Here is a 23,295-nt window from a genome sequence, read left to right as displayed (position 1 = left end):
ATCGTTATCACGCGTCCGGGTTAGCACGGCTTGCCGCCGACGCCACCTGTGCTACCGCTGGGGGATGAACGATCCCGGAACCGACGGCACCGGACACCGCGAGCGGCTGCGAAAGCGGCTGCTTGCATCCGAAGGGCGGGACCTGCACGACCATGAACTGGTCGAATATCTGCTGGCAACCGCTCAGCCGCGCGGCGACACCAAGGGGACGGCAAAGCGTCTGCTGGCCAAATTCGGCAGCCTGCCCGACTTGCTGGCGGCTGACGTGGAATCGATCCGGCAGGTCGACGGTGCGGGGGATGCGGCGGCCGCAGCGATCAAGATCGTGCGCGCGGCATTGGTCCGCACGTTGCGCAGCGAGGTGGAAAACCGGCCCGTCCTGTCCAATTGGCAGGCGCTGCTGGATTATCTGCGCGGCGCCATGGCGCATGTTCAGGTGGAACAGGTGCGCGTCCTGCACCTGAATACCCGCAATGCCCTGATCCTCGATGACGAGCTTGGCCGCGGGACCATCGACGAGGCGCCCGTCTATATCCGCGAGGTCATCCGACGGGCGCTCGATTTTGGTTCGGCGGCGATCATTCTGGTCCATAACCATCCCTCCGGCGATCCCAGTCCCAGCCGGGCGGACATCGACCTGACCAAAGCGATCATCGCCGCGGGCAAGCCGCTGAACATCAGCGTGCACGATCATCTGATCATCGGGCGAAACGGGCATTTCAGCATGCGGGCAAACGGGCTGATCTGAAGTCTACGGCCGCACGAGATACGAAAAAGGCGGCACCGTTTCCGGCACCGCCTTTTCCATTGTCGTGACGAACGATCAGATCTTGTCGCCCATCGCGCCCTTGACGCTGCCGGCGATATCCTGGCCCGTACCCTTCAGCTGCTGGGCCTTGCCCTCGGCTTCCAGTTCGGGATTGTTCGTCGCCTTGCCAATCGCTTCCTTGGCATTCCCGGCGAGCTTGTTGCCAGCTGCTGCCAGCTTGTCGGTCAGTTCACCCATGGGACACTCCTTTCAATCCGTTCGGGACCATGAAAACCAGCGGGGGGACAAAGGGTTCCCGGTTACAGGAACCCCCGCGCCCTGCTTGGTTCAGGCGGACTGCGACAGGAACTTGGTCAGTTCGGGCTTGCTGACCGAGCTCGACTTGTCGGCGTCGGCCGCGGCGAATGCCTGACCCATCCATCCCTGCATTTCGGCCGAGGCAAGGTCGGCGCCAGGCTCGCTCGCCTTACGCAGCGTGCCCAGCCACGTGCCGAACTCTTCCTTGCTCAGCTCGCTATTGCCATCCACGTCATATTTGGCCCAGTCGGCGTCGATCACCTGCGCCACCTGGTCCGCGGTCGTTGCGGGCTGATCCTGCGCGGGGGCGGCCTGTTCTGGGGCGGTCTGCTCAGGGGCAGGGGCCGTCTGCGCCGTACCCGCAGCGGGATCGGCCGGGGCCTGCTGCATGTCCTGCGCAATTGCAGGGGTAGCGATCAGGGCCGCACCGGCCAGCATGATGGTCTTCAACATGGGATTGCTCCTTCAACATCATTCTTTGAATTCCGAACCGGCCGGTCCTGCCTTAATTGGGGGCAATCAGCTGAACCGGCCGGCACAGCCGAAGCTGTTGAACAACCAACGGCGACGGGATCATTTGGCTGCGAATTGCCCGCGCGGACCGGCTTTGCTACGGGCCGGTTCGCCCGGATTCCGAGTGCTGGGCACGACGAGCCGCATTTCCGCCCCATTCTCTCCCCGCCAGAATTGCAATCAGAAGGACGCCCGATGGTCCCCCGCTATGCCCGCCCCCAAATGACCGCCATCTGGACGCCGGAAGCGCGCTACGCGATCTGGTTCGAGATCGAGGCGCACGCGACGCAGGCACTCGCCGATCTGGGCGTGGTTCCGCAATCGGCCCCCAAGGCGCTGTGGGACTGGTGGGCGACCAGGCCCGCGATCGACGTGGCCGCCATCGACGCGATCGAGGCGGTGACCAAGCATGACGTGATCGCGTTTCTCACCTGGGTCGCCGAACAGGTCGGCGACGAAGCGCGCTTCATGCATCAGGGGATGACCAGTTCAGACGTGCTGGACACGACGCTGGCGGTTCAGCTGGCCCGCGCTGCCGACCTGCTGATCGCTGACCTTGATGCCCTGCTTGCTGCAATCAAGCGCCGGGCGATGGAGCACAAGTTCACGCCAACCATCGGGCGCAGCCACGGCATTCATGCCGAACCCGTCACCTTCGGCCTCAAGCTGGCTCAGGCCTATGCCGAGTTCGACCGCAACCGGGCGCGTCTCGTTGCGGCGCGGGCGGACATTGCCACCTGCGCCATTTCCGGTGCGGTCGGCACCTTTGCCAATATCGATCCGCGCGTTGAGGCCTATGTCGCTGACAAGCTGGGCCTGACCGTCGAACCCGTGTCGACACAGGTCATCCCGCGCGATCGGCATGCCATGTTCTTTGCCACGCTGGGCGTCATCGCCAGCTCGATCGAGCGCGTGGCGACCGAGGTTCGGCATCTGCAGCGGACAGAGGTGCTGGAGGCGGAAGAATATTTCTCGCCCGGTCAGAAAGGCTCGTCGGCCATGCCGCACAAGCGCAACCCGGTGCTGACCGAAAACCTGACCGGCCTGGCCCGCATGGTGCGCGGCTATGTCACCCCCGCGCTGGAAAACGTCGCGCTGTGGCACGAACGCGACATCAGCCATTCCTCGGTCGAACGCTATATCGGCCCGGACGCCACCATCACGCTGGATTTCGCGCTTGGCCGCCTGACCGGCGTGATCGACAAGCTGGTCGTCTATCCCGAGCGGATGGAACGAAACCTCAACCGCATGGGCGGCCTCGTCCATTCGCAACGCGTGCTGCTGGCGCTGACGCAAGCCGGGCTGAGCCGCGAGGACAGCTATCGACTGGTTCAGCGCAATGCGATGAAGGTGTGGGAATCCGACGGCGCGCTGTCGCTGATGGACCTGCTGAAGAACGATCCGGAAGTGTCGGCGGCGCTCAGCACAGAGGAGATCGAGGCGCGGTTCGACCTCGATTATCACCTGGCTCAGGTCGATACGATCTTTGCCCGCGTGTTCGGGGATCAGGCAGCGACCGCCGCGGGTTGAGGCTGGCCGAACCGGAAATGCCGTTTCAGCCGGTTGGCAGGCGCTTCGACCAATCGCCAGGATAGCGCAGCGACCATCAGCGTCGCTGCGCCGCCCGCCACGAACAGGGCCGGGCCGGGATACAGGGCATATCCGGCCGCGCCGGCCAGCCGGGTCAGCGCCGCCATGACGAACAGGTGATAAAGATAGACGCCATAGCTGACCTTGCCGATCGCGGTCAGCGGGCGGCTGGACAGCAATGCGCCAAGTGGCCCGCCCATCCCCTGATGGCACAGCGCGACGGCCAGCATCATCGGCGGCAGGCTGATCATGGTCAGCGGCCAATCCGTCAGCCCCGTCACGAACAGCGCCGCAATGACGGGGACGGAGGCGATTGCCAGCACGATCAGCCAGCGCGGCACCCCGCCCTGCCGCCAGGCCAGCGAGAGCGCCGCACCCGCGCCTAGCGCGTCAATCGATGCGGGCAACAGCATGTACTTGCCGAAATGACCGGGCCAGAACCGGTCGGTCGCCAGGTGCCACGCCACGGCGGCCAATACCGCGCCAACAGCGATGGACAGCAACCAGCGGCGGCGGGGGATCAGCATCAGGAACGGCCAGATCAGATAGAATTGCTGTTCAATGGCCAGCGTCCAGAACGGGCCGATGATCCATGGCTCGAACCCCTGTTTGAACCCGAAATAGACGTTCGACAGGTACAGGACGTGCCACCAGCCACTGTCGCGGACCTGCTGGACATTCACGATGAGGATCACCGCCAGCAACAGATAATAGGCAGGCCACAGCCGAAGCGCCCGCCGCGCGAAGAAAACCAGCCAGGCGCGCGGACCGGTGCTGAACGCGGCATCGCTCGCCCGCATGTCCACCAGCATATGCGTGATCAGAAATCCGCTGAGGACAAAGAACAGCCGAACGCCGATCGATCCGGCGATCGATCCCGTGTCCCACAGATGCGTGAACAGCACCATGGCGACCGCGATGGCTCGCAGTCCGTCCAGCTGTGGCCGCCAACCGTCACTGTCGTGCCTGATCGCCGAACCGGCCATTGCGCGTCGTTCCCCCACCGGACCCCGCTGCCGTCTACACCGAATTCGATCCTGCGCCAAAAATCGCTGCCGTAACGGTTCGTGAAGAAACTGCGGATAAATCCGCTGCATGGAAAGCTTGCTCAACATCTCCGATTGGAAACAACTGGCGGCGCAAAGCAAGAATGCTGCGGCACCGCGCAAACCATCATTCGGCAAGGCGCCCAGCCTGCACTTGCGGGCAAAGCCGGCCAGCCGCGCCGAAGAACTGGCGCGCGCCAAGGAGATCATCGATCTCGCGCGGGAATCAATTGCCTATGCCTTTGCCTGCGCGCGCGGCGGGGACGCAATCGATGCAACGGCCTTTGTCCCCATCGTAAACGCGGTTGCCGCCTCACTGAACCGCAACGCAACTGCATTGCCCAGCCTGATCCGCCTCCGCGACGCGAGCGAGGCCGTCTATTTCCATGCGATCGGCACCAGCGGCCTGATGATCAGCATGGCTCGCGAACTGCGCCTGACCGCCGAGGAAATTTCCGATTTCGGCATGGCGGGGCTGCTGCTCGACATCGGCATGACCGCGGTTCCGGCGGAAATCCTGGCCAAGGAAGGACCGCTGGACGAAAACGAGCAGGCTGCGGTCAAGCGGCATTGCGAAATGGGCTGCAAGATGCTGGCAGAGGCCGGCGGCGTTTCGGATTTCGTGCTGCAGACGGTGTTGCAGCATCATGAGCGACTGAACGGGTCGGGTTATCCCTATGGCCTGCGCGGCGATGAAATCGGGCTTGGCGCGCGCGTGGCTGCCATCTGCGATTCCTTCGATGCTGGCACGTCGCCCCGCGCTTATGCCCAGCCGCTGACCGCCGCCCAGCTCATCGACGAACTGCGCGGCAGTCCCGACGAATATGACAGCTCGCTGGTGACGGTCTTTGTCCGGATGCTGGGCGCATTCCTGCCGGGCGCGATGGTGCGGCTGGCCAGCGAGCGGCTGGCCGTCATCGTCGACGAGGGCGAAGACCCCCTGAACCCTCCGGTCATCGCCTTTCACTGCATCCCCAGCAATGGCCCGCTGGAATGGCAACGGGTGGACACCCATCGCGACCGGATCATCGGCATTGAACGCCCCGATCGCTGGGCAATCCATGACTGGCCGGAACTGCGCCGGATGCTGATGCGCTGGAACTATGAAAAGCGCCCCGCTCAGGCATGAATTCCGGCAAACCGCCGCTTGAACGAGGGCGGTTGCCAACAGGCCGCTGCATGATAGCCTTTCGCCAAGACTTGGTACGGAAGGGCTGACCCATGGCGCGATATGCTGGCTTGGTTGCGTTTGCGGCCGCCGCGGGGTTTCTGGCGGAAGGCGCGATAGCCCAGGATGCGCCGCGCCGAGAGGTTCTGCCCGATATTACCATTGTGGGTCAGCGCCCCATCCCGGCCGAAGCGCCGCGCTCCACCGCGTGCGAAGTGCTGGCGCGCGACGGGTTTGCGAACGCGGTTGTGACAAGCGCCGGCGGCGACCTTTTCCCCTATGCACCCGTGCGCCTGCCGCGCAGTCCCGATTACAGCGCCCCGCCCAGCGTACCCGAAGGATCCGCACTGCCGGAATTGGGCAAGCGGCGGTTCGGCGTCGGGGGGACGGCTGTCGACGGCGTTTCGTCGCGGGCCAACAACGACAGCGAGACGGTGGCCGGGACGGCGCCGATGGAGGACCGGATTGCGGCGTGCCGGGCGGCACTGCAGCGGGGCGGCGCTCGGCTGGTCAGTCAGGAAGACATTGATTTTCCGGATGCATTCAGCCCCGCAAGCAGGGCATCGGGCCGGGACACGGGCTTTGCCCTGGCCCGCAGCCAGCAGGCCAATCGCGACCGTTCGCTGCCCATGGGTCTCGCGCTGTTCGATCAGGGCCGATATCGCGAGGCGCTGGACTATTTCCGGCAGGCGGAACGCAAGCTTCAGCCGCGTGACGGCGGCGAGGAGGCGACGCTGTATATCGGCAAGATCCTGTTGCAGGGCCTTGGCCCGCAATCCGACCCGCAAGAGGGCGTGCGCTGGCTGAAAAAGGCCGCGACGCTGCCGTTCAGCCCGGTTTCCGACACCCCGCAATTCGACCCCCGCTATCCAGAAATGACCACGGCAATGGGCGAGGCGTCCATCATGCTGGCCAATATCTACCGCATCGGGTTTCGGGGCATCCCAAGGGACCTCGCCGAATCGCGGCGCTGGCTGGAACGGGCCTGGGATGTTGGTCATATCGGCGCAGGAAAGGCGCTGGGCGACGTGTATCTGAACGGCATCGGTGTGGCCCCGGATGCCGCGCGCGCTGCCCAATATTATGAAAAGGCCGCAAAATTCGACCATCCCGATGCGCAAGTCGCGTTGGCGCAGCTATTGCTGTCCGGTTCGGACGGGGTTCCGGCAAACCCGGCAAAGGCGATCAACTGGCTAAAGCTCGCCGCGCGCAACGACAATGCCGACGCCCTGTTTGCGCTGGGCCGCGCCAATGAGTTCGGCACGGCCATGCCCAGCGATGTTCAGCGTGCCGCCCTGTTCTACAAGGAAGCGGCGCTTGGCGGGAATGCACAGGCACAGAATGCGCTGGGCACGATGTTTTACGAGGGCACCGTTCTGCCAAAGGACCTGAAGGCCGCACGCCAATGGTTCGATGCTGCGGCCCAGCGCGGCGATGCGGACGCCATGTTCAACCTGGCCGCCATGCTTGCCCGTGGTCAGGGTGGCCCGAGCGACATGGACGGCGCGCGAAAGTGGCTGAAGGGCGCGCAGATCGCCGGCCATGCCAACGCCAGTGCTGCGCTCGCCGAGCTAGACCGGAGGGCTGCCGCCAGACCGCAGGGCTGACCGCGCGAGCGAGCGGGACGGGTCAGCGGATTATCCGCTAACCGCGCGCTTCAGCTTTTCGAAAAACCCGCTTGCCTCCGGGGACTCCTCCCCGGTTTCCGTCGCACGGAATTCCTCCAGCAATTCCCGCTGCCGCGCCGACAGCTTGGTCGGCGTTTCGACCTGAAGGTGCACGACCAGGTCGCCGCGCCCCCGCCCCTGCAGCACCGGCATCCCGGCACCGCGCTGGCGCACCTCGCGGCCCGACTGGGTTCCCGCCGGCACGCGGACGACGATGCTGTCCCCGTCCAGTCCGGGCAGCTCGATCTCACCGCCCAGCGCCGCCGTCGTGAAACTGATCGGCGCGCGTGCGTGCAGTGTCGTTCCCTCGCGGGCAAAGATCGCGTGCCGCTTGATGTGCAGAAAGATGTACAGGTCGCCGGGCGGCCCGCCACGTGCGCCCGCCTCACCCTCACCTGACAGGCGGATGCGCGTGCCTTCGTCAACGCCGGGCGGGATGTTGACCTGCAACGTCTTGGTCTGATCCACCCGGCCCTCGCCGCGACAGGCGGGGCACGGATCGCTGATCACCTGACCCTGACCATGGCAGGACGGACAGGTCCGCTCGACGACGAAAAAGCCCTGCTGCGCCCGCACCTTGCCCGCGCCGCCACAGGTGCCGCAGGTCTTGACCGCAGTGCCCGGCTTCGCGCCCGACCCGGAACAGCTTTCGCACGTCCCGGTGACGTCGACGGTGATCTGCGTGGCATGGCCATGGAACGCCTCTTCCAGGCTGATTTCCATGTCATAGCGAAGGTCGGCGCCCCGGCGCGGGCCATTGCGTGCACCGCCACCGCGGCCGCCGCCCATGAATTCGCCGAACACGCTTTCGAAAATATCGCTGAACCCGCTGAAATCCTGCGGCCCGCCACCGCCGCCCTGCTGGAACGCGGCATGACCATATCGGTCATAGGCGGCCCGCTTCTGCGGGTCCTTCAAGACTTCATAGGCTTCCGAAACCGCCTTGAACTTGGCCTCGGAATCCTTGCAGCCCCCGGTCTTGTCGGGGTGATATTTCATGGCGAGCTTACGATAGGCGGCCTTGATCGTCTTGTCGTCGGCGCCGCGCTCGCATTCGAGCAGCTCGTAATAATCGATCTGGGTGGTCATGGACGAAACTCCATCCAGCGCGCCCCGGCTCCGCCCGGTTCGAACATGGGGTTATTGCTAACCCTGTTCGGTCGGAACGAAGCCGAGGATCGCTGCACCGGCCGTCAGGCCTTGTTGTCGTCCACTTCGGAGAATTCAGCGTCCACCACGTCCTCCTTCGGACCGGACGCATCGTCCGCCGACGGAGAGGCTTCGGCTGCCGCCTGCTTCTCGTAAATCGCCTGGCCCAGCTTCATGGCGACCTGCGCCAGCGCCTGCGCCTTTTGCGTCATCGCTTCGGCATCGCCGCTGTCCACGGCCGCCTTGGTTTCGGCAATGGCACCCTCGATCTCGGCCTTCAGCGAGGCATCGACCTTGTCGCCATTATCGGCCAGCTGACGCTCCGTCGTGTGGATCAGGCTTTCAGCGTTGTTCTTTGCCTCGGCCGATGCACGCCGCTTCTTGTCGTCTTCGGCGAACTGTTCGGCATCGCGCACCATCTGTTCGATGTCGCTATCCGACAGGCCGCCGGATGCCTGGATGCGGATCTGCTGTTCCTTGCCGGTGCCCTTGTCCTTGGCACTGACGTTGACCAGGCCGTTGGCGTCGATGTCGAACGTCACCTCGATCTGCGGCACGCCTCGCGGGGCCGGCGGGATGCCGATCAGGTCGAACTGGCCGAGCAGCTTGTTGTCCGCCGCCATTTCGCGCTCGCCCTGAAAGACGCGGATGGTCACCGCCTGCTGATTGTCGTCGGCAGTCGAATAAACCTGGCTCTTCTTGGTCGGGATCGTGGTGTTGCGGTCGATCATGCGCGTGAACACGCCGCCAAGCGTTTCGATGCCCAGCGACAGCGGGGTGACGTCGAGCAGCAGCACGTCCTTGACATCGCCCTGCAGCACGCCGGCCTGAATGGCCGCGCCGATCGCAACGACCTCGTCCGGGTTGACGCCGACATGCGGCTCCTTGCCGAAAAAGTCTTTCACGACCTGACGAACCTTGGGCATCCGGGTCATGCCGCCGACCATGACAACCTCGTCAATGCCGTCATTCTTGACGCCGGCATCCTGCATCGCCTTGCGGCACGGCTCCAGCGTGCGCTGGATCAGGTCGTCGACCAGCCGCTCCAGGTCGGCACGGCTGATGCTCTTGACCAGGTGCTTCGGACCGTTCTGGTCGGCGGTGATGAAGGGCAGGTTCACCTCGGTCGTCGCTGCGCTCGACAGCTCGATCTTGGCCTTTTCCGCCGCTTCCTTCAGCCGCTGCAGCGCCAGCTTGTCCTTGGTCAGGTCGATGCCTTCGGCCTTCTGGAAATCGCCGGCAAGGAACTGCACGAGCTTGCTGTCGAAATCCTCGCCGCCCAGGAAGGTGTCGCCATTGGTCGCCTTCACCTCGAACACGCCGTCGCCGACTTCCAGGATCGAGATGTCGAACGTGCCGCCGCCCAGGTCATAGACCGCGATCGTCTTGTTCTCGTTCTTGTCCAGGCCATAGGCGAGTGCGGCTGCCGTCGGCTCGTTGATGATGCGCAGTACCTCAAGGCCCGCAATCTTGCCGGCATCCTTGGTCGCCTGACGCTGGGCATCGTTGAAATAGGCCGGCACGGTGATGACCGCCTGAGTGACGGTTTCACCCAGATAGCTCTCTGCCGTTTCCTTCATCTTCTGAAGGATGAAGGCGCTGATCTGGCTCGGCGAATAATCCTCGCCGCCCGCCTTGACCCACGCATCGCCATTCGGCCCGCGCGCGATCGAATAGGGGACCAGTTCGGTGTCCTTCTTGGTGATGGGATCGTCGAACCGCCGACCGATCAACCGCTTCACCGCGAACACGGTGTTGTCGGGATTGGTCACGGCCTGGCGCTTGGCAGGCTGACCGATCAGCCGCTCGCCATCCTTTGCGAACGCAACGATCGACGGCGTGGTGCGCGCACCTTCCGCGTTTTCAATCACCTTGGGCTTGCCACCCTCCATCACCGCGACGCACGAGTTGGTCGTGCCGAGGTCGATACCGATTACTTTACCCATAGCTCCTCGTAAGCCCCCGAAAGTTCAAACAGTTGATGATCGATCCTGTCCATCCCTGACCGGACCGCTCGGTTCACTGAAGGCGATATAGGCGGGGTTTGGCTTGCCGCAAGATTTGCCGAACGTTACCGGTGAATCCCGAACTGGGAGTATCGTTAATGGTCCGTCGAATCCTTGCCCCGCTGGCATCCGCCCTCGTCCTTGCACTGGCCGCCTGTGGCGGACCACCGGCGCCCGAGGCAAGCGATGCCTGGGTCCGCCTGCCCGCGGTCGAGGGGCGACCCGCCGCTGCCTATTTCCGCTTTACCGCCGGGCGAGAGGCAAAGACGCTGGTGGGCATCAGCACCCCGATCGCCGGGCGCACCGAACTGCATGAAAGCATCAAGTCGGAAAGCGGCGCGATGAGCATGGCACCGGTGGCCGACGTGCCGGTCCCGTCGGGCGACACGCTGTCGTTCGAACCGGGCGGCAAGCACGCCATGCTGTTCGACATCAAGCCGGAGGCAAAGCCCGGTGCATCGGCACCGCTGACCCTGAAATTCGAAGATGGCAGCACCGTCGAGGTTGAGGCAAAACTGGTCGGTGCGGGCGATCCGGCACCGGCAAATTGACTGAAAACGGGGGGCAAGCATGGCCGATACGATTGACCGGTTCCGTTCATCGACGCGTGGCTGGCTGCTGGGCACGCTGGCGGGATGGGGCACGCTGGCCCTGACCCTCGGCGGTCTGCTGGTCAGTTTCTATTTCCAGGCGCAGGGCATGATGACCGGCGCCGCGTGGCTCGGCCCCGTGGCGCTGGTGACCGGACTGGTCCTGATCACCCTGCGCTGGCTGGCCAATATCGGCACGGGTTATGAAGTGACCGCCGACCGGCTGGTGCTGCGTCAGGGGATCATTGCCAAGTCGATCGACGAAATCGAGCTCTATCGCATCAAGAATGTGCGGATCGATTTCACCATCCTCAACCAGATGGTCGATATCGGCACGCTGACCATCGGATCGTCGGACGAAACGACTGCCACCGGCCCGCTGGTGATGCGCGACATCCCACGCGCCCGCGCTCGGCGAGAGGCGCTGCGCGAGCGCGTCAATGCCGCGCGCCAGGCACGCGGCGTGCGCGAAATCGACCTGGCGGAGGACAGGGTCTGACATGGGCGGACCCGCCCGGCCGCTGACGGATCAGGAAATCGCGCTCGCCCGCACCGTCTTTGGCGATGCACTGGATTATGGCGCGGCCCGGGTCGCCAACCGCAAATGGGCGTTCTTTCAGCCACGCCGCGTCACCATGGCGCCGCTGGGCACGATCCATTTCCATCCCGGCGGCGGGCTTTATTGCGAGGATTTCGGCTGTGCGGCCCCGCATCTGCAGGGCTTGTTCGTCCACGAACTGGTACATGTGTGGCAGCATCAGCAGGGCATGTTCCTGCCCCTGCGCCGCCATCCGTTCTGCCGGTACAGCTACACCTTGAAACCTGGTTGGACGCTGGACCGGTACGGCATCGAACAACAGGCGGAGATTGTCCGCCACATCTTCCTGCTGAACCAGGGTATCGCCGTCCCCGGCGCGCCGCCGCTGGAACAATATCGCGGCATCCTGCCTTTTTGACGGAGGAACCGCCGGGATGCCCCGAAATGGTGTCGCCCCGTCGGGCCCGTTCAGTCCGCCCGCAATTCCGGCGACAGGGTGGGCGCTTCCATGATCTTGGGCGGCGGCGGTGGCGGCGGGGGAGCCGCGTGCGGCGGGGGTGGTGGTGGTGGCGATGCGCTCTGCGACGGAGCGACGGGACGGACCATGGGTGTCGTTGGCCGCCCGGTCGCGCGCCCGGCCGCCCGATCCGGCGAATAAAGCGGCCGGGTCGGCTGCGCCCGGCCTGTGGCGGCGGCGGGCGGCGGCGCATTCCATTGCTGGCGCTGGGGCTGTCCGGCAACCGGCGCGGGGCGGCGGCCCGGCAGTTCCTGACGCGGTTGCCGCTGAATGGCATCTGCCGCGCCCGGCTGGGTCACCGGCCGGGCCGGCCGGATGATCGGAGCACGTTCCGGCCGGTCGGGGCGCAGCGCATCCTCGCGCCGCACGGGGCGACGCACCGGGTCGGGATTGGCATAAAGCGGCGGCGGCGGCGATCCGGCACCGGCGCCATCGCCGGGCCGGGGCGGCCGACCGTCGGGACGCGGCCGGCCCGGCCGGGCCAGAATTGGCGGCGGATCGCCCATGAACTGACGCCCGCGCCACTCGCGGAACGCCTCGGCACGGGCGCGGCGCTCCTCACGTTCGAACCGCCAGCGTTCGCGGTCGGCGCGGCTGCGGGGCGAATTGCGATAGCTGCCCCACAGCGGATCAGCGGCATAGCCAAAGTCCCAGGTGGCAAAGCTGTTCCACAGGATCGGCGCGCTGCCGGCCCACAGCTCCGGCTGCACCCGGCCACGCCGCCCCTGCCCGTCAGCCGCCTCGCGCAGCATCGCACCGCGCCGCAACAGGCCGATCGCGTCCGCCCGTTCCACCGGTGAGGGAATGGCATCGGAAACGCGGCCGTCCCGGCCGTACACCACTGCCAGACGATCGCCGGTAAACCCATAGCTGGTATCCACATCGCGGACCAGAAACGGCAGGGTTGCGCCGGGTTCGAAATAATAGCCGCGCACGCCATCGCGTCCCACCGGCTCGGTAATCACCCAATAGCCGTCGGCCGTGACCCAGACCCACTGATCGTCGCCATCGCCGCTGGCCAGCGTGAAATCCGGCGGCGCCTGACCGATCGCATCCCACAGCGCATCCGCCCGGTCGATCCAGGCATAGTCCGCCGCATCCTGCCCGAACTCGCCGACAGCCGGGGGCGGGGCATAACCCTGCGGCTCCATGTCCGGAAAGGTGCACCCCGTCAGCAGCATTGCCGCCGGTGCGATCCAAACGCCCATCGCCAACCGTGCCATCATCCCACCTCTCCTCTCCATTCGACGATGGATTGGAACAACTGAACGAGCGATGAGCAGATTTCGGATTTCAGGGCATCGTCCAGACAACCTGGCGCGTGCCATAACTTGCCACCGGATTGCCGGCGGCATCCAGTGCCGGCCGGCTGAACCGCGCCCGCCTCATAAGCGCATCGCAGGCGGCCTTGTCCAGGTCTTCGCGCCCGGATGTCCTGATCGTCCGGCACGAGGCAATTTTGCCCTCTTTATCGATTTCCCAAAGGATCGAGACTGCTCCGCCCACGCCGGCTTGCAGGGCGGACTTCGGATAATCCTCGAACCGGATCCAGTCGCCGACAGACTTGACCGGCTCTGCAGGCGTTTTGACATTCAGATATTGGGTCGCGTCAATGCCCAGCATCTTTGCAAAATCGGCCTCGCAAGCCGCCAGCGCCTTCAGTGCCTGGCTGGCAGCCGAAATGGGGAGCGTGACTCGCTCCTGACCAGCGACGGCAAGTGTCACCTCCTGTGCCGCCGCAATCTGCGTCAACAAGGTTCGCGGTACAGTGCCCATGATCAGGGTCTGTTTGAGCTTTGGCACAGGCCATATCGTGATCTCTCCCTGCCAGACCTGATCTTGGCCCGGGACGCTGATTGTGGCCAGCTGGCGTGCCTTTTGCCGGCTGTTCATGCCTTCAGTGGCGATTTGCAGCCCGACCATTTCCGTACCCGGCATGGTCGACTGGATACCAAACACCAACTCGCCCGATTTTGTCGCATAGGCGCGCGACAACAGGCACATGTCCTCCTCATAGGCTATTTGCCATCCGGGCGATTTGGGGACGGCATGCTCCGCGGCTGCATCATCGGTCGCCAGCGCAGCCAGCACCAGCCATGACATTGCGGCGATGACGGCTCTGATCATGTGCGCTCCTGCCTCCCAAGGATGGCACGGCTAACCGCAGGCCGGTCTGATGTCGACCGGCAAGGACCGACCAGACGGGGGCGTCGACGCCGCCGGTCATCCCCGCACGAACAGGGTTTTCAGCCAGCGGGAGCCGCTGCGCGCGGCCTGTTGCCAGTCGCCCTCGTCGCCATCGCCCTCCATGTCCTGACGCGCCGGATCGAGGAGTTTCAGGCGCGCGCCCCGAAATGCGGCCGTCCGTCCGGTCACGAGGGTCAATCCGTGTTCCAGCGCGGTTGCCGCAATCAGGGCGTCGGCATCATCACTCAGCGCCAGCCGGGCCCGCCGCCGGGCAACGGCCGGGTCCACCGGCAGGATGCGGCCATCGAAAGCGGTGCACACGGGCCCGTCCAGCCATTCGCGCCAGGCCACGCCCTCTGCCGCCGACCGGTCGCCCGCAATTGCCGCCGCGCGATACAGCGTCATCAGCGTCACTGCTGACACGAACATGCGGTGCCGCGGCGTCCGGCCAGCCCAGGCGGAAACTGCGGACGACCCGCCCCGCCGGGCTTCGCGCAGGGCGAGCAGGATCGGCGCATCGATCAGGAACATGACCGGTCAGCCCGCGGGGCGCATTGCTGCGGCCAGATGGGCAGCGTCCAGCGCCGCCGCGCCCGGATCTGCCGCCAGCAGATCGGTGACGATGTCCTCCTCCCCCGCCATCCGGCGATAGGCGGCGATGGACAGCAGGACATGGGTCGGCCGGCCGCGATCGGTGACGAACACCGGCTCGGCCAGGGCGAGTCGCTTGGCGGCGGTCACATCCTGATTGAACGCGCGTGCTGTGATCAGCTTCATTGATCCGGCGATCCTGATGATAGCGATAAATTGAACCTACATTACTACAATGTGGCGGCCCGGCAACAAAGCATCATCCATCACCCGAAATCGTTCCTCCGCCGGCCTGTGCAGCGAACTTTCCGTCTTGCAGGTTAACCCCGGGCATGGCCCAAGCATCGGCGCACCGGCCCGGCAGGGGTCGGGCGGCTCGGATACAAGGCTTGGGAGGGAGCATGATCGCGGACTGGTTCGCGGATTTGTGGCGGGTTGCGGGGGATGTGCTGAACGCGCACGGTCCTGCGGTCGATGCGGCCAAGAGCTTTGCACCTTCCGACTATTCCATCCACTTCTTCCTGCAGATCGCGGTCATCCTCGCCACCTGCCGCATCGTCGGCTGGCTGGCCCGGCGGCTGTTCGGCCAGCCACAGGTGGTGGGCGAAATGATCGCGGGCGTCATTCTTGGCCCGTCGCTGTTCGGCCTTCTCTTTCCCGACATTCAGGGCGCGCTGTTTCCAAAGGAGACGCGAAACGTCCTGTATGTCGGCGCGCAGTTCGGGGTCGGCCTGTACATGTTTCTGGTCGGCACGACGCTGCGGCTTGACCATTTCCAGTCCAAGGCGAAAAGCGCCGCCGGGGTTTCGGCGGCAGGGATCGGGGCACCGTTCCTGTTCGCGTTCCTGATCACGCCGTTCCTGTTGACCGTGCCCGGCCTGTTCGCCGACGGGATCAGCAGGCTGAACGCCACGCTGTTCATGGGCGCATGCATCGCGCTGACCGCCTTCCCCATGCTGGCTCGGATCATCAACGAACGCGGGCTGGCCAACAGCTCGCTCGGCACCCTGTCGCTGACCGCGGGCGCGTTCGACGATGCCGCGTCCTGGTGCATCCTGGCCATCGTGCTGGCGACCTTTGGCGGCGGGCCGGGCGTTGCCCTGCTGGCCATCATCGGCGGTGTCAGCTTCGCCGCGTTCATGCTGCTGTTCGGGCGCCGGCTGCTTGCCCCGCTGGGCACCATTATCGAGCGGCAGGGGCAGATGAGCCACGGCATCCTGTCCGTCACGCTGATGCTCTATGCCCTGTCCGCTTTCGTCATGGATGCGGCCGGTATCCATGCCGTGTTCGGTGGATTCCTGCTGGGCGCATGCATGCCGCGGGGCCGGTTTGTCGAGGAGTTGAAGCGCAAGGTCGAACCCATGACCGTGGTGTTCCTGCTGCCGATGTTCTTTACCTATTCGGGGCTGAACACGCGGCTGGACATGGTGAACAACACCACGCTGCTGCTCATCGCGCTTGGCATCCTGGCCGTTTCCATCGCGGCAAAATTCGGCGCGTGCTGGCTGGCCGCGCGGCTGGCGGGGGAGGACAACCGAACCGCCATGGGGATCGGCGCGCTGATGAACGCGCGCGGCCTGATGGAGCTGATCATCATCAATATCGGCCTGCAAAAGGGGATTATCGGCCCCACCCTGTTCGCCATGATGGTCCTGATGGCGATCGTCACGACCGTGATGGCAGGGCCGCTGTTCGAACTGGTCTATGGCCGCCAGGCCCGCGCCAGCGGGGAACTGGGCAGCCTTGGCGATGGCGACGATCGGGCACCGATGCCCGCATCCTGAACCGGATGCGCCGTCGGTCCAGCCGTCAGGCGGCGTGAAAACTGTCGATCAATTCGCGATGGCCGGGCAGTTCGCGGGCGGCACGGGCGCCATAGCGCGCGATCCGCTCAAACTGCCGCCGTGCGCCCTCCTGATCCGCATAGTCCCCGCTCAGCGGCGACAGATCCGTCGCAAAGCCCATGCCGTACAGGATGTACTGATAGTTGAACCAGGCAAAGCTATCGAGGTCGAGGATGAAGTCGAACCGGCCGGGCGGCCGGTAACGCCATTCGTCCAGCAATTCGCGCAGCCGTTCGGGCACCGATGACGGATCGACATTATCGCGCCAGAACGGCTCCTGCCGCTGGCCCAGGCAATAATGCAGCTTCAGGAACGCGACCGTATTGTCGTATCGCGCCTGCATCCGTTCGTTGAACCGGCGGGCGGGACCGGCCACCGGGCCGTTGAGCGGTAGCAGCTCCGCAATCATCGCGGCGGCGGTTTCGATCATCACCATGCCGGTCGATTCCAGCGGCTCCAGGAACCCGCCGGCCAGGCCGACCGCAACGCAGTTCCTTACCCAGGGCGTCGTCCGGTAACCGGCATCGAATCCGATGCTGCGCACTTCCACATCGCGGCTGCGCCCGCCGGTATAGGTCGCCAGCACGGCCGCCGCCGCATCCTCGTCCAGATGGTCGCCGGAATAGACGCAGCCAAGCCCGCGCGCGCCGGCAAGGCCGATATTCCAGATCCAGCCGCCCGCATGGGCAGCGGCGATGGTATAGCTGTCCAGCGGCTCGCCCGGGTGCCCGTGCGGCAGCTTGCACGCCAGCGCGCGGTTGGCGAACAGGGTGTCGCGAACGCTGCGGAACGGGGCGTCCATCGCCCGGCCGATCAGCTCGGCCCGAAATCCGGTACAATCGACATAGAGGTCCGCCGACAGCCGACCGTTGGCGTCACACACCACATGGTCGATCGCACCGCTTTCGCTGTCCTGCACCACCTGTGCCAGTGCACCGCTCAAGTGACGGACGCCCAGTTCGCGCGCACGGTCGGCCAGCACCTCGGCCAGGCGATGGGCGTCGAAATGATAGGCGTAGCTGAGCGGCCCTTCGAAATCCCCCTCGCCCGCCTGTTTGGGCGCACGCTGGGCGGCGGCCACGCGGTTCTGGATCGTCATGGCCTCGGCAAAGGGCGGGCGCGTGCCCGCGTCCTCCAACAGCCAGTATTCGACCAGGCTCTGATTGCCCTCCGCATCGAACGGCGCTTCGAACGGGTGGAGATAGCTGTGCTGGCGTCCCCCCGCCGGGGCGTGCAGCCAGTTGTCGAACCGGATCCCCTGCTTGAACGTCGCGCTGGACCGGCGGACAAACGCGGCCTCGTCTACGCCCAGAAAGCGCAACGTGTTGCGGATGGTGGGAAAGCTGCCCTCACCCACCCCGATGATGCCGATATCGGGCGATTCCAGCACGGTGATGGCAACGCGCGGATTACGCGCCAGATCGAAATGCCGGGCCAGATAGGCGGCGGTCAGCCAGCCCGCCGCGCCGCCGCCGACGATCAGGATCGAACGCTGCACCATGCCATCAGGCATAGGGTGTCATGCGGTGGTCGCCAAGCGGTTCGCTCGGCCGCACGTCAGCTCTTGCCGACCACGCTTTCGGGCAGGTCCTTGCCGAACACGCGCTGATAATATTCCGCCACCAGCGGGCGTTCCGCCTCGTCGCATTTGTTCAGGAAGCTGAGGCGGAAGGCGAAACCGACATCGCCAAAGATCAGCGCATTCTGTGCCCAGGTAATGACCGTGCGCGGGCTCATCACGGTGGAAATGTCCCCGTTCACGAATCCGCGGCGGGTCAAGTCGGCCACGCGGACCATGTTCTCGACCACTTCCTTGCCACCGGGCTTGTCATATTCGCCCGATTTGGCGAGCACGATCTGTGCCTCTGTTGCGGCGGGCAGGTAGTTCAGGGTGACGACGATGTTCCACCGGTCCATCTGGCCCTGATTGATCTGCTGCGTGCCATGATACAGGCCGCTGGTATCGCCAAGGCCGACGGTATTCGCGGTGGCGAACAGGCGGAACCAGGGGTTCGGGCGAATCACCCGGTTCTGGTCGAGCAGGGTCAGCTTGCCCTCCGTCTCCAGCACGCGCTGAATGACGAACATCACGTCGGGGCGCCCCGCATCATATTCGTCAAAGACGAGCGCGGTCGGGGTCTGCAGCGCCCAGGGGAGCAGCCCTTCACGAAACTCGGTAATCTGCTGCCCGTCCTTCAGCACGATGGCGTCGCGCCCGATCAGGTCGATGCGGCTGATATGCGCGTCCAGGTTGATGCGAATGCACGGCCAGTTCAGGCGGGCGGCTACCTGTTCGATGTGGCTCGATTTGCCGGTGCCGTGATAGCCCTGAACCATCACGCGGCGATTGTGGGCAAAACCGGCCAGCACCGCCAGCGTGGTGTCGGGATCGAACACATAAGCGGGATCGAGATCGGGCACCCGCTCGTCCGCTTCGCTGAACGCGGGCACTTCCATGTCGCTGTCGATGCCGAATACGTCCCGCGCCTTCACCATCTTGTCGGGGGCGCTCATCAGGATCGTGTCGCGGCTGTCGGGCTGGGTGTTGGGGATGCTGGCCATGATCATTCCGTTGTTGCCCGCTGTCAGTGGGAAGCCGGGCGGCCAAGGTCAAGCGTCGATCTTGGCCGGCAGCGGAAACCAGCCGATAAACCGGGCCAACAAGTCGCGGTCGCCGTTCACCGCCACCATGCCCGCACCCTCCGCATCCGCAACCGGCACGTCGCCATAAACGATCGCGGCCAGCGCCATGGCGTCGGGCGCGATCAGGACCAGATCGCACCCCTCCGGCTCCGCCCGCTGCGTCATCGGGCCTGCGCCGTCAAAGCTGACGACAAACGCCTCCGCGCCGATGCGAAAGCCGATCCTTGCCGCCTCGCCCCGCGCCCGGTCCGCGTCGTACATGGTGCGGAAACTCATCATGATCGATGCCGCCGACAGCGGCAGCGTGGGGTCATGCAGCGGGGATCGCACCGCCCATCGACCCAGTTCCTGGATCAGCGTTTCCGCCTCCAGCCCCCAGGGCGTCAGTTCATAGACCTGCACCGACGCAGGCGGCGGCAGTTTGCGGCGCGTCACGATGCCGACCCGTTCCAGCCCCTCCAGCCGCTGGGTCAACACATTGGCGCTGATCCCCGGCAAACCGGCGCGCAGTTCGGAAAATCGCCGTCCCCCGAACATCAGTTCCCGGACGATGAGCAGCGACCATCGCTCGCCAATCAGCTCAAGCCCCAATGCGGTGCCACAGCCATCGTCATACCATCGCTTCTGGCCTGGAGGCGGCAGATTAGTTTGTTTTTCTAACTTCATGGTTGTTTTATCTAACTTATGGGCGCACAGTCATCAAGCAAGCGATTCGATCTGTCATGAAACGGAGGGTTTCGGTCGGTGACGGGGGGGCGCCACCGACGGATCGCGGACCGGGTCGCGGACACGACGGACAAGGAGAGGATGGATGACCTATATCGACGGCTTCGTGCTGCCCGTTCCAGAGGCGCGGCGGCAGGAATATGAGGAACTGGCCACCCGGATGAGCGGCGTGTTCCGCCGCCACGGCGCGCTGCACGTGGTCGAGGCATGGGCAGAGGATGTGCCCAGGGGCGAGCACACCGATTTCTGGATGGCGGTCAAGGCGGTGGAGGGTGAAACCGTCGTCTTTTCGTGGATCGTCTGGCCGGACAAGGCGACGCGCGATGCCGGATGGGCCGCCGTGATGGCGGACGAGGAGTCGCAGGGGAATGCCACCACGGACATGCCGTTCGACGGCAAACGGATGTTCTGGGGCGGATTTACCCCGTTCGTCGATAACCGGGGCTGAACCGAAGCACAGGAGGGAAGCATGACCAACCCGCACGGAAGCTGGCTCTGGTACGAGTTGATTACCACCGACGCCGACGGCGCTTCGGCCTTTTACGGCGATCTGATCGGCTGGCAGGCACGGCCTGCGGGTCAGGAGGGCATGGATTACCGGCTGTTCGCCATGAACGGAGAGGATGTCGGCGGGTTCATGGCGATGCCGGGCAATCCCATGCCGCTATGCTGGCTGGGCTATATCAGCGTCGATGATGTCGATGCCACCGCTGCGCTGGTCCGGCAGCATGGCGGCGCGGTGCATATGGGACCACAGGATATTCCGGGCGTCGGCCGCTTCGCCTTTTGCGCCGATCCCGACGGCGCAATGTTCTACATCATGCGCGGCAGCGTGGAGGGCGGCGTGAGCAAGGCGTTCGGCGGGCATGACGGCCCGGCCGGGCATTTCGCCTGGAACGAACTGGCCGCCGCCGATCCCGCGCGGTCGCTCGCCTTTTACGGCGCGCTGTTCGGCTGGGTCGTGCTCGACACCATGGATATGGGACCGGCCGGGCTGTACGAAATGATCGGCCCTGTCGCCGGCAAGCCAATGGGCGCGATCATGCCGGTTCAGCCGGCCACCCCCCGCCCCGTCTGGAGCCACTACATCCATGTAACGGGCATCGACGCGGCACAGGAACGGGTAAAGGCTGGCGGCGGCACGGTCCTGTTCGGCCCCAGCGAGATTCCCGGCGGCGATTACATCCTGATCGGCACCGACCCGCAGGGCGCGGCCTTTTCGATCGTCGGCGCGAAATAGGAGCGACCCCATGTCGAACGAACTCAGCATCGAACGCGTGCTCGACGCGCCCGTGGCCGCCCTGTGGCGCGCCTATACCCATCATCTGAACGAATGGTTCTGCCCGCCACCTTGGCGGGCAGAGGTGGTCGAAATGGACCTGCGCCCCGGCGGCCGCTCCGCCATCACCATGTATGGCCCGGATGGCGAGGTGATGCCGAACGACGGCATCTATCTGGAGGTCGTGCCCGAACGCCGCATCGTCTTTACCGACGCGCTGACGACCGACTGGCAGCCACAGGGGCCGTTCATGGTCGGGGGATTCGAGTTTGAACCCGATGGCGAACGCACCCGCTATCGCGGCTGGGCCCGCCACTGGACCAAGGAGGCAAAGGCGCAGCACGAGGCAATGGGATTCGAAGCCGGCTGGGGCAAGGTCGCCGAACAATTGGAAGCCGTGGCAAAGCGGATCGCGGCGGAGGGCTGACCCCTCACCCGCCCCACCCCCTCGCGGCGCGCCCCTTCCGTCTCCAGCCTCCCGGAGAGGGAGGGAGCGGCGTCAGCCGCAGAAAGAAAAGAGTACTTCCCTACCGGAACCGAACCCTCCCCGTTTAGCGAGCAACCCGGTTAGACAGCCACTGAATGGGAAACGGTCACTGAACCGTTCCGCCCGTCCCCAGCAGCAAATGGTCAATGGTTTCCCACTCGCCGATACAGTCACCTTCTGCCGTCCAGAACTGCCCCATCTCCCGCGCGAAGCTCTATAGGCAATCAAAGATGTCCCGGAAGTGCCGCAGAGGCATTCCCGTCTCTGCGTATAAATTGGCAATCTGATCATTAAGCCCGCATATCATTTAGTCCTGCCGAAGGAACGACACCCCACCTATCCGGAAGTATCCTTTATCATGCTAGTCCGGGTGCACTGACCGGAAGGTCAGATTGTGCTATTCAATGAAAATGGGTGCCGCTTTCGCGGGATCGCGGCAGAGTTAGTTGACCAAACTACCGACACTAACTTAACCCTCAAAAAAGCCTCACTCCATTGGTTTCGTGGTAGAGCTCGTATAGCTTGGGAGGGATAGGGCAATTCAATGGTTCTCCCATTCTGGCAATATCCGTGTCACCCAGCCCAGCGTATAGACAATGTAGCTAGGCGTAGGTTCCGCGCTGTAATTGGTGGCAGTTCTGCAGCGGTTGCCTTTTGTTGTGCAACAAAGAGGCATTAGACCATCGAGAAAGCTACTCTAAGAGACTGTCTGCTGCTTCACTGTTCATCATTAGCGACCAGTATGGGCTCTCGTCCGATGTCCGAAAAGGGGTCGGAAGCAGAGCCGCTGCCTTGCACCCTGACCCAACCCCTCAAGCAAACACTGCCGATCCCTTCAGCGTATCATACGCCTCGATCTCCACCTGCAGCGCGCGTTCATGGGTGCGGTCGCCGCCATTCCGATCCTAGTGGACGGTGTTGTGATGGTGAAACCAGCTGGGCAGTTGGCTAATCACGGCTCGGGCGTTGGACTTTTCGGCGACGCGGATGTTGTCCCGCTTTATGGTACGCACGAACGCCTCGGCAATGCCGTTGGATTGCGGGATTTCCATAGGTGTTGCCGGAGCCTGAGGTTGATCTCGCGGGCGAAGGGGCGGGTCGCTCTGGCGGTGTAGCAGCTGCCATTATCCGTCAGCCATCCGATAGTGGCAGGCAAGCGGTTCAAGCGGCTGAAGCGATGCTCGGCGGTAGCGGTCATTAGATCGCGCACATCGTCGGCAGATATGCCGGCAGGGGTAGCAACGACGCCCATCGCTTTGCAATCGCAGCAGGCTGGGGAGAACGCGACGCACACTTTCTCGCCGTTGTCGCAGGCCGTTTCGACGCGATCGGTGCACTAGGGGGCGTTGCGGGTATCAACCGTGACGCGCCCATCGTGCCGACGCTGTTCCGCCTTTGTCATGCCGAAATGCCGTTGAGCGTCGCTAGCTGCTAGCCCCGCCCAGGCGGCGGGGCTAGCTGACCTGGTCCTGCCGCCCCACCATCTCGGCGAGGCAGAACGCGAACCCGATCCGTTCTGGCGAAGTTTCTGGCCATGATGAGCCATGCCAATGACTTGCCATCCACGATCAAGCCCTACAGGGTGAGGAGACCATGCGCAGCGATATCGATCATCTACCGCCAGCCAAGCACCGCGAGCTTGAGCGGGTGGTGCAGATCCTGTTCGAGGAGTTCGACGATGCGCTGGT

At 64.7% G+C, this 23,295-nt stretch carries 23 protein-coding genes and 1 pseudogene; 11 read left to right on the top strand and 13 right to left on the bottom strand.

Going from position 1 to position 23,295, the window contains the following annotated elements; genetic code table 11:
• Nucleotides 1–64: 64 nt before the first annotated feature.
• Nucleotides 65–748 (top strand): RadC family protein, encoded by a 684-nt coding sequence (gene radC / locus ACNI3Q_RS08270; protein ID WP_426275701.1) that lies wholly within the window; start codon nt 65–67, stop codon nt 746–748.
• Nucleotides 749–823: 75 nt separating this feature from the next.
• On the opposite strand, the gene ACNI3Q_RS08265 is transcribed toward radC, so the two are convergent.
• Nucleotides 824–1,006, bottom strand: a complete 183-nt coding sequence (locus ACNI3Q_RS08265) for a CsbD family protein (RefSeq protein WP_426275700.1) — start codon at nt 1,004–1,006, stop codon at nt 824–826.
• 90 nt (nt 1,007–1,096) lie between these two features.
• A complete protein-coding gene (locus ACNI3Q_RS08260) occupies nt 1,097–1,519 on the bottom strand; it encodes an EF-hand domain-containing protein (RefSeq protein WP_426275699.1) in 423 nt (140 codons plus the stop codon).
• A gap of 255 nt (nt 1,520–1,774) precedes the next feature.
• On the opposite strand from ACNI3Q_RS08260, the gene purB reads away from it, so the two are divergent.
• Nucleotides 1,775–3,109, top strand: coding sequence for an adenylosuccinate lyase (purB, locus tag ACNI3Q_RS08255; RefSeq protein WP_426275698.1), 1,335 nt, complete (start codon nt 1,775–1,777; stop codon nt 3,107–3,109).
• On the opposite strand, the gene ACNI3Q_RS08250 is transcribed toward purB, so the two are convergent.
• Complete coding sequence (locus ACNI3Q_RS08250) at nt 3,085–4,155, bottom strand: acyltransferase family protein (protein ID WP_426275697.1); 1,071 nt, start codon at nt 4,153–4,155, stop codon at nt 3,085–3,087. The genes purB and ACNI3Q_RS08250 overlap by 25 nt on opposite strands.
• A 109-nt stretch (nt 4,156–4,264) precedes the next feature.
• Here ACNI3Q_RS08250 and ACNI3Q_RS08245 point away from each other — a divergent pair, with 109 nt between their 5' ends.
• Together ACNI3Q_RS08245 and ACNI3Q_RS08240 are read left to right on the top strand one after the other, a co-directional pair.
• Nucleotides 4,265–5,344, top strand: a complete 1,080-nt coding sequence (locus ACNI3Q_RS08245; protein WP_426275696.1) for an HD-GYP domain-containing protein — start codon at nt 4,265–4,267, stop codon at nt 5,342–5,344.
• Between the two features lie 92 nt (nt 5,345–5,436).
• Nucleotides 5,437–6,990, top strand: a complete 1,554-nt coding sequence (locus ACNI3Q_RS08240) for a hypothetical protein (protein ID WP_426275695.1) — start codon at nt 5,437–5,439, stop codon at nt 6,988–6,990.
• A gap of 30 nt (nt 6,991–7,020) precedes the next feature.
• Here ACNI3Q_RS08240 and dnaJ read toward each other — a convergent pair whose 3' ends face one another.
• Together dnaJ and dnaK are read right to left on the bottom strand one after the other, a co-directional pair.
• Nucleotides 7,021–8,139 carry a molecular chaperone DnaJ gene (gene dnaJ / locus ACNI3Q_RS08235; RefSeq protein ID WP_426275693.1) on the bottom strand — a complete coding sequence of 373 codons (1,119 nt, stop codon included), beginning with the start codon at nt 8,137–8,139 and terminating at the stop codon, nt 7,021–7,023.
• A 104-nt stretch (nt 8,140–8,243) separates the two neighbouring features.
• Nucleotides 8,244–10,145 carry a molecular chaperone DnaK gene (dnaK, locus tag ACNI3Q_RS08230; RefSeq protein ID WP_426275692.1) on the bottom strand — a complete coding sequence of 634 codons (1,902 nt, stop codon included), beginning with the start codon at nt 10,143–10,145 and terminating at the stop codon, nt 8,244–8,246.
• A 158-nt stretch (nt 10,146–10,303) separates the two neighbouring features.
• On the opposite strand from dnaK, the gene ACNI3Q_RS08225 reads away from it, so the two are divergent.
• From ACNI3Q_RS08225 to ACNI3Q_RS08215, 3 genes are read left to right on the top strand one after another with little or no spacing between them, the layout of a single operon-like run.
• On the top strand, nt 10,304–10,756 hold the full coding sequence (locus ACNI3Q_RS08225) for a copper chaperone PCu(A)C (RefSeq protein WP_426275691.1): 453 nt from the start codon (nt 10,304–10,306) through the stop codon (nt 10,754–10,756).
• 19 nt (nt 10,757–10,775) lie between these two features.
• Nucleotides 10,776–11,294: a PH domain-containing protein gene (locus ACNI3Q_RS08220; protein WP_426275689.1), complete on the top strand. Its 519-nt coding sequence runs from the start codon at nt 10,776–10,778 to the stop codon at nt 11,292–11,294.
• 1 nt (nt 11,295) lies between these two features.
• A complete protein-coding gene (locus ACNI3Q_RS08215; RefSeq protein WP_426275687.1) occupies nt 11,296–11,751 on the top strand; it encodes a vgr related protein in 456 nt (151 codons plus the stop codon).
• Nucleotides 11,752–11,801: 50 nt separating this feature from the next.
• Here ACNI3Q_RS08215 and ACNI3Q_RS08210 read toward each other — a convergent pair whose 3' ends face one another.
• The 4 genes from ACNI3Q_RS08210 to ACNI3Q_RS08195 form a co-directional block, all read right to left on the bottom strand.
• Nucleotides 11,802–13,076: a hypothetical protein gene (locus ACNI3Q_RS08210; RefSeq protein WP_426275685.1), complete on the bottom strand. Its 1,275-nt coding sequence runs from the start codon at nt 13,074–13,076 to the stop codon at nt 11,802–11,804.
• Nucleotides 13,077–13,143: 67 nt separating this feature from the next.
• The gene (locus tag ACNI3Q_RS08205; RefSeq protein ID WP_426275683.1) at nt 13,144–13,977 is read right to left on the bottom strand and encodes an energy transducer TonB; all 834 of its coding nucleotides are present in this window, start codon (nt 13,975–13,977) and stop codon (nt 13,144–13,146) included.
• Between the two features lie 96 nt (nt 13,978–14,073).
• Nucleotides 14,074–14,568 (bottom strand): PIN domain-containing protein, encoded by a 495-nt coding sequence (locus ACNI3Q_RS08200; RefSeq protein ID WP_426275681.1) that lies wholly within the window; start codon nt 14,566–14,568, stop codon nt 14,074–14,076.
• 6 nt (nt 14,569–14,574) lie between these two features.
• Nucleotides 14,575–14,814, bottom strand: a complete 240-nt coding sequence (locus ACNI3Q_RS08195) for a type II toxin-antitoxin system Phd/YefM family antitoxin (protein WP_426275680.1) — start codon at nt 14,812–14,814, stop codon at nt 14,575–14,577.
• Between the two features lie 215 nt (nt 14,815–15,029).
• Here ACNI3Q_RS08195 and ACNI3Q_RS08190 point away from each other — a divergent pair, with 215 nt between their 5' ends.
• Nucleotides 15,030–16,412: a cation:proton antiporter gene (locus ACNI3Q_RS08190; protein ID WP_426275678.1), complete on the top strand. Its 1,383-nt coding sequence runs from the start codon at nt 15,030–15,032 to the stop codon at nt 16,410–16,412.
• 25 nt (nt 16,413–16,437) lie between these two features.
• Here the strand turns inward: ACNI3Q_RS08190 and ACNI3Q_RS08185 are convergent, their stop codons facing one another.
• Genes ACNI3Q_RS08185 through ACNI3Q_RS08175 form a run of 3 tightly spaced genes read right to left on the bottom strand, consistent with a single transcriptional unit; the run spans nt 16,438 to nt 19,781 of the window.
• Nucleotides 16,438–17,973: a tryptophan halogenase family protein gene (locus ACNI3Q_RS08185; RefSeq protein WP_426275676.1), complete on the bottom strand. Its 1,536-nt coding sequence runs from the start codon at nt 17,971–17,973 to the stop codon at nt 16,438–16,440.
• A 56-nt stretch (nt 17,974–18,029) separates the two neighbouring features.
• Complete coding sequence (gene cobS / locus ACNI3Q_RS08180; RefSeq protein ID WP_426275674.1) at nt 18,030–19,034, bottom strand: cobaltochelatase subunit CobS; 1,005 nt, start codon at nt 19,032–19,034, stop codon at nt 18,030–18,032.
• Nucleotides 19,035–19,082: 48 nt separating this feature from the next.
• A complete protein-coding gene (locus ACNI3Q_RS08175; RefSeq protein ID WP_426275672.1) occupies nt 19,083–19,781 on the bottom strand; it encodes a winged helix-turn-helix transcriptional regulator in 699 nt (232 codons plus the stop codon).
• A gap of 145 nt (nt 19,782–19,926) precedes the next feature.
• Between ACNI3Q_RS08175 and ACNI3Q_RS08170 the strand changes: the two genes are divergently transcribed.
• The 3 genes from ACNI3Q_RS08170 to ACNI3Q_RS08160 are packed head-to-tail and all read left to right on the top strand — an operon-like array spanning nt 19,927 to nt 21,547.
• The gene (locus tag ACNI3Q_RS08170) at nt 19,927–20,289 is read left to right on the top strand and encodes a DUF1428 domain-containing protein (protein ID WP_426275670.1); all 363 of its coding nucleotides are present in this window, start codon (nt 19,927–19,929) and stop codon (nt 20,287–20,289) included.
• A gap of 21 nt (nt 20,290–20,310) precedes the next feature.
• On the top strand, nt 20,311–21,081 hold the full coding sequence (locus ACNI3Q_RS08165) for a VOC family protein (protein WP_426275668.1): 771 nt from the start codon (nt 20,311–20,313) through the stop codon (nt 21,079–21,081).
• Nucleotides 21,082–21,091: 10 nt separating this feature from the next.
• Nucleotides 21,092–21,547 (top strand): SRPBCC family protein, encoded by a 456-nt coding sequence (locus tag ACNI3Q_RS08160; protein ID WP_426275666.1) that lies wholly within the window; start codon nt 21,092–21,094, stop codon nt 21,545–21,547.
• An 872-nt stretch (nt 21,548–22,419) separates the two neighbouring features.
• On the opposite strand, the pseudogene ACNI3Q_RS08155 reads toward ACNI3Q_RS08160, so the two are convergent.
• Nucleotides 22,420–22,512, bottom strand: a pseudogene (locus ACNI3Q_RS08155) (molecular chaperone DnaJ); the annotation flags it as partial.
• Nucleotides 22,513–23,295 lie beyond the last annotated feature (783 nt).

Source organism: Sphingomonas eleionomae (genome assembly GCF_049889035.1).
Taxonomy (GTDB): domain Bacteria; phylum Pseudomonadota; class Alphaproteobacteria; order Sphingomonadales; family Sphingomonadaceae; genus Sphingomonas.
This window is presented reverse-complemented; position numbering and strand designations above follow the sequence as displayed.

What these genes read in the sequence shown, in the direction of transcription:
- radC (WP_426275701.1), top strand. Translation starts at nt 65, where the DNA reads ATGAACGATCCCGGAACCGACGGCACCGGACACCGCGAGCGGCTGCGA.
- ACNI3Q_RS08265 (WP_426275700.1), bottom strand. Translation starts at nt 1,006, where the DNA reads ATGGGTGAACTGACCGACAAGCTGGCAGCAGCTGGCAACAAGCTCGCC.
- ACNI3Q_RS08260 (WP_426275699.1), bottom strand. Translation starts at nt 1,519, where the DNA reads ATGTTGAAGACCATCATGCTGGCCGGTGCGGCCCTGATCGCTACCCCT.
- purB (WP_426275698.1), top strand. Translation starts at nt 1,775, where the DNA reads ATGGTCCCCCGCTATGCCCGCCCCCAAATGACCGCCATCTGGACGCCG.
- ACNI3Q_RS08250 (WP_426275697.1), bottom strand. Translation starts at nt 4,155, where the DNA reads ATGGCCGGTTCGGCGATCAGGCACGACAGTGACGGTTGGCGGCCACAG.
- ACNI3Q_RS08245 (WP_426275696.1), top strand. Translation starts at nt 4,265, where the DNA reads ATGGAAAGCTTGCTCAACATCTCCGATTGGAAACAACTGGCGGCGCAA.
- ACNI3Q_RS08240 (WP_426275695.1), top strand. Translation starts at nt 5,437, where the DNA reads ATGGCGCGATATGCTGGCTTGGTTGCGTTTGCGGCCGCCGCGGGGTTT.
- dnaJ (WP_426275693.1), bottom strand. Translation starts at nt 8,139, where the DNA reads ATGACCACCCAGATCGATTATTACGAGCTGCTCGAATGCGAGCGCGGC.
- dnaK (WP_426275692.1), bottom strand. Translation starts at nt 10,145, where the DNA reads ATGGGTAAAGTAATCGGTATCGACCTCGGCACGACCAACTCGTGCGTC.
- ACNI3Q_RS08225 (WP_426275691.1), top strand. Translation starts at nt 10,304, where the DNA reads ATGGTCCGTCGAATCCTTGCCCCGCTGGCATCCGCCCTCGTCCTTGCA.
- ACNI3Q_RS08220 (WP_426275689.1), top strand. Translation starts at nt 10,776, where the DNA reads ATGGCCGATACGATTGACCGGTTCCGTTCATCGACGCGTGGCTGGCTG.
- ACNI3Q_RS08215 (WP_426275687.1), top strand. Translation starts at nt 11,296, where the DNA reads ATGGGCGGACCCGCCCGGCCGCTGACGGATCAGGAAATCGCGCTCGCC.
- ACNI3Q_RS08210 (WP_426275685.1), bottom strand. Translation starts at nt 13,076, where the DNA reads ATGATGGCACGGTTGGCGATGGGCGTTTGGATCGCACCGGCGGCAATG.
- ACNI3Q_RS08205 (WP_426275683.1), bottom strand. Translation starts at nt 13,977, where the DNA reads ATGATCAGAGCCGTCATCGCCGCAATGTCATGGCTGGTGCTGGCTGCG.
- ACNI3Q_RS08200 (WP_426275681.1), bottom strand. Translation starts at nt 14,568, where the DNA reads ATGTTCCTGATCGATGCGCCGATCCTGCTCGCCCTGCGCGAAGCCCGG.
- ACNI3Q_RS08195 (WP_426275680.1), bottom strand. Translation starts at nt 14,814, where the DNA reads ATGAAGCTGATCACAGCACGCGCGTTCAATCAGGATGTGACCGCCGCC.
- ACNI3Q_RS08190 (WP_426275678.1), top strand. Translation starts at nt 15,030, where the DNA reads ATGATCGCGGACTGGTTCGCGGATTTGTGGCGGGTTGCGGGGGATGTG.
- ACNI3Q_RS08185 (WP_426275676.1), bottom strand. Translation starts at nt 17,973, where the DNA reads ATGGTGCAGCGTTCGATCCTGATCGTCGGCGGCGGCGCGGCGGGCTGG.
- cobS (WP_426275674.1), bottom strand. Translation starts at nt 19,034, where the DNA reads ATGGCCAGCATCCCCAACACCCAGCCCGACAGCCGCGACACGATCCTG.
- ACNI3Q_RS08175 (WP_426275672.1), bottom strand. Translation starts at nt 19,781, where the DNA reads ATGAAGTTAGAAAAACAAACTAATCTGCCGCCTCCAGGCCAGAAGCGA.
- ACNI3Q_RS08170 (WP_426275670.1), top strand. Translation starts at nt 19,927, where the DNA reads ATGACCTATATCGACGGCTTCGTGCTGCCCGTTCCAGAGGCGCGGCGG.
- ACNI3Q_RS08165 (WP_426275668.1), top strand. Translation starts at nt 20,311, where the DNA reads ATGACCAACCCGCACGGAAGCTGGCTCTGGTACGAGTTGATTACCACC.
- ACNI3Q_RS08160 (WP_426275666.1), top strand. Translation starts at nt 21,092, where the DNA reads ATGTCGAACGAACTCAGCATCGAACGCGTGCTCGACGCGCCCGTGGCC.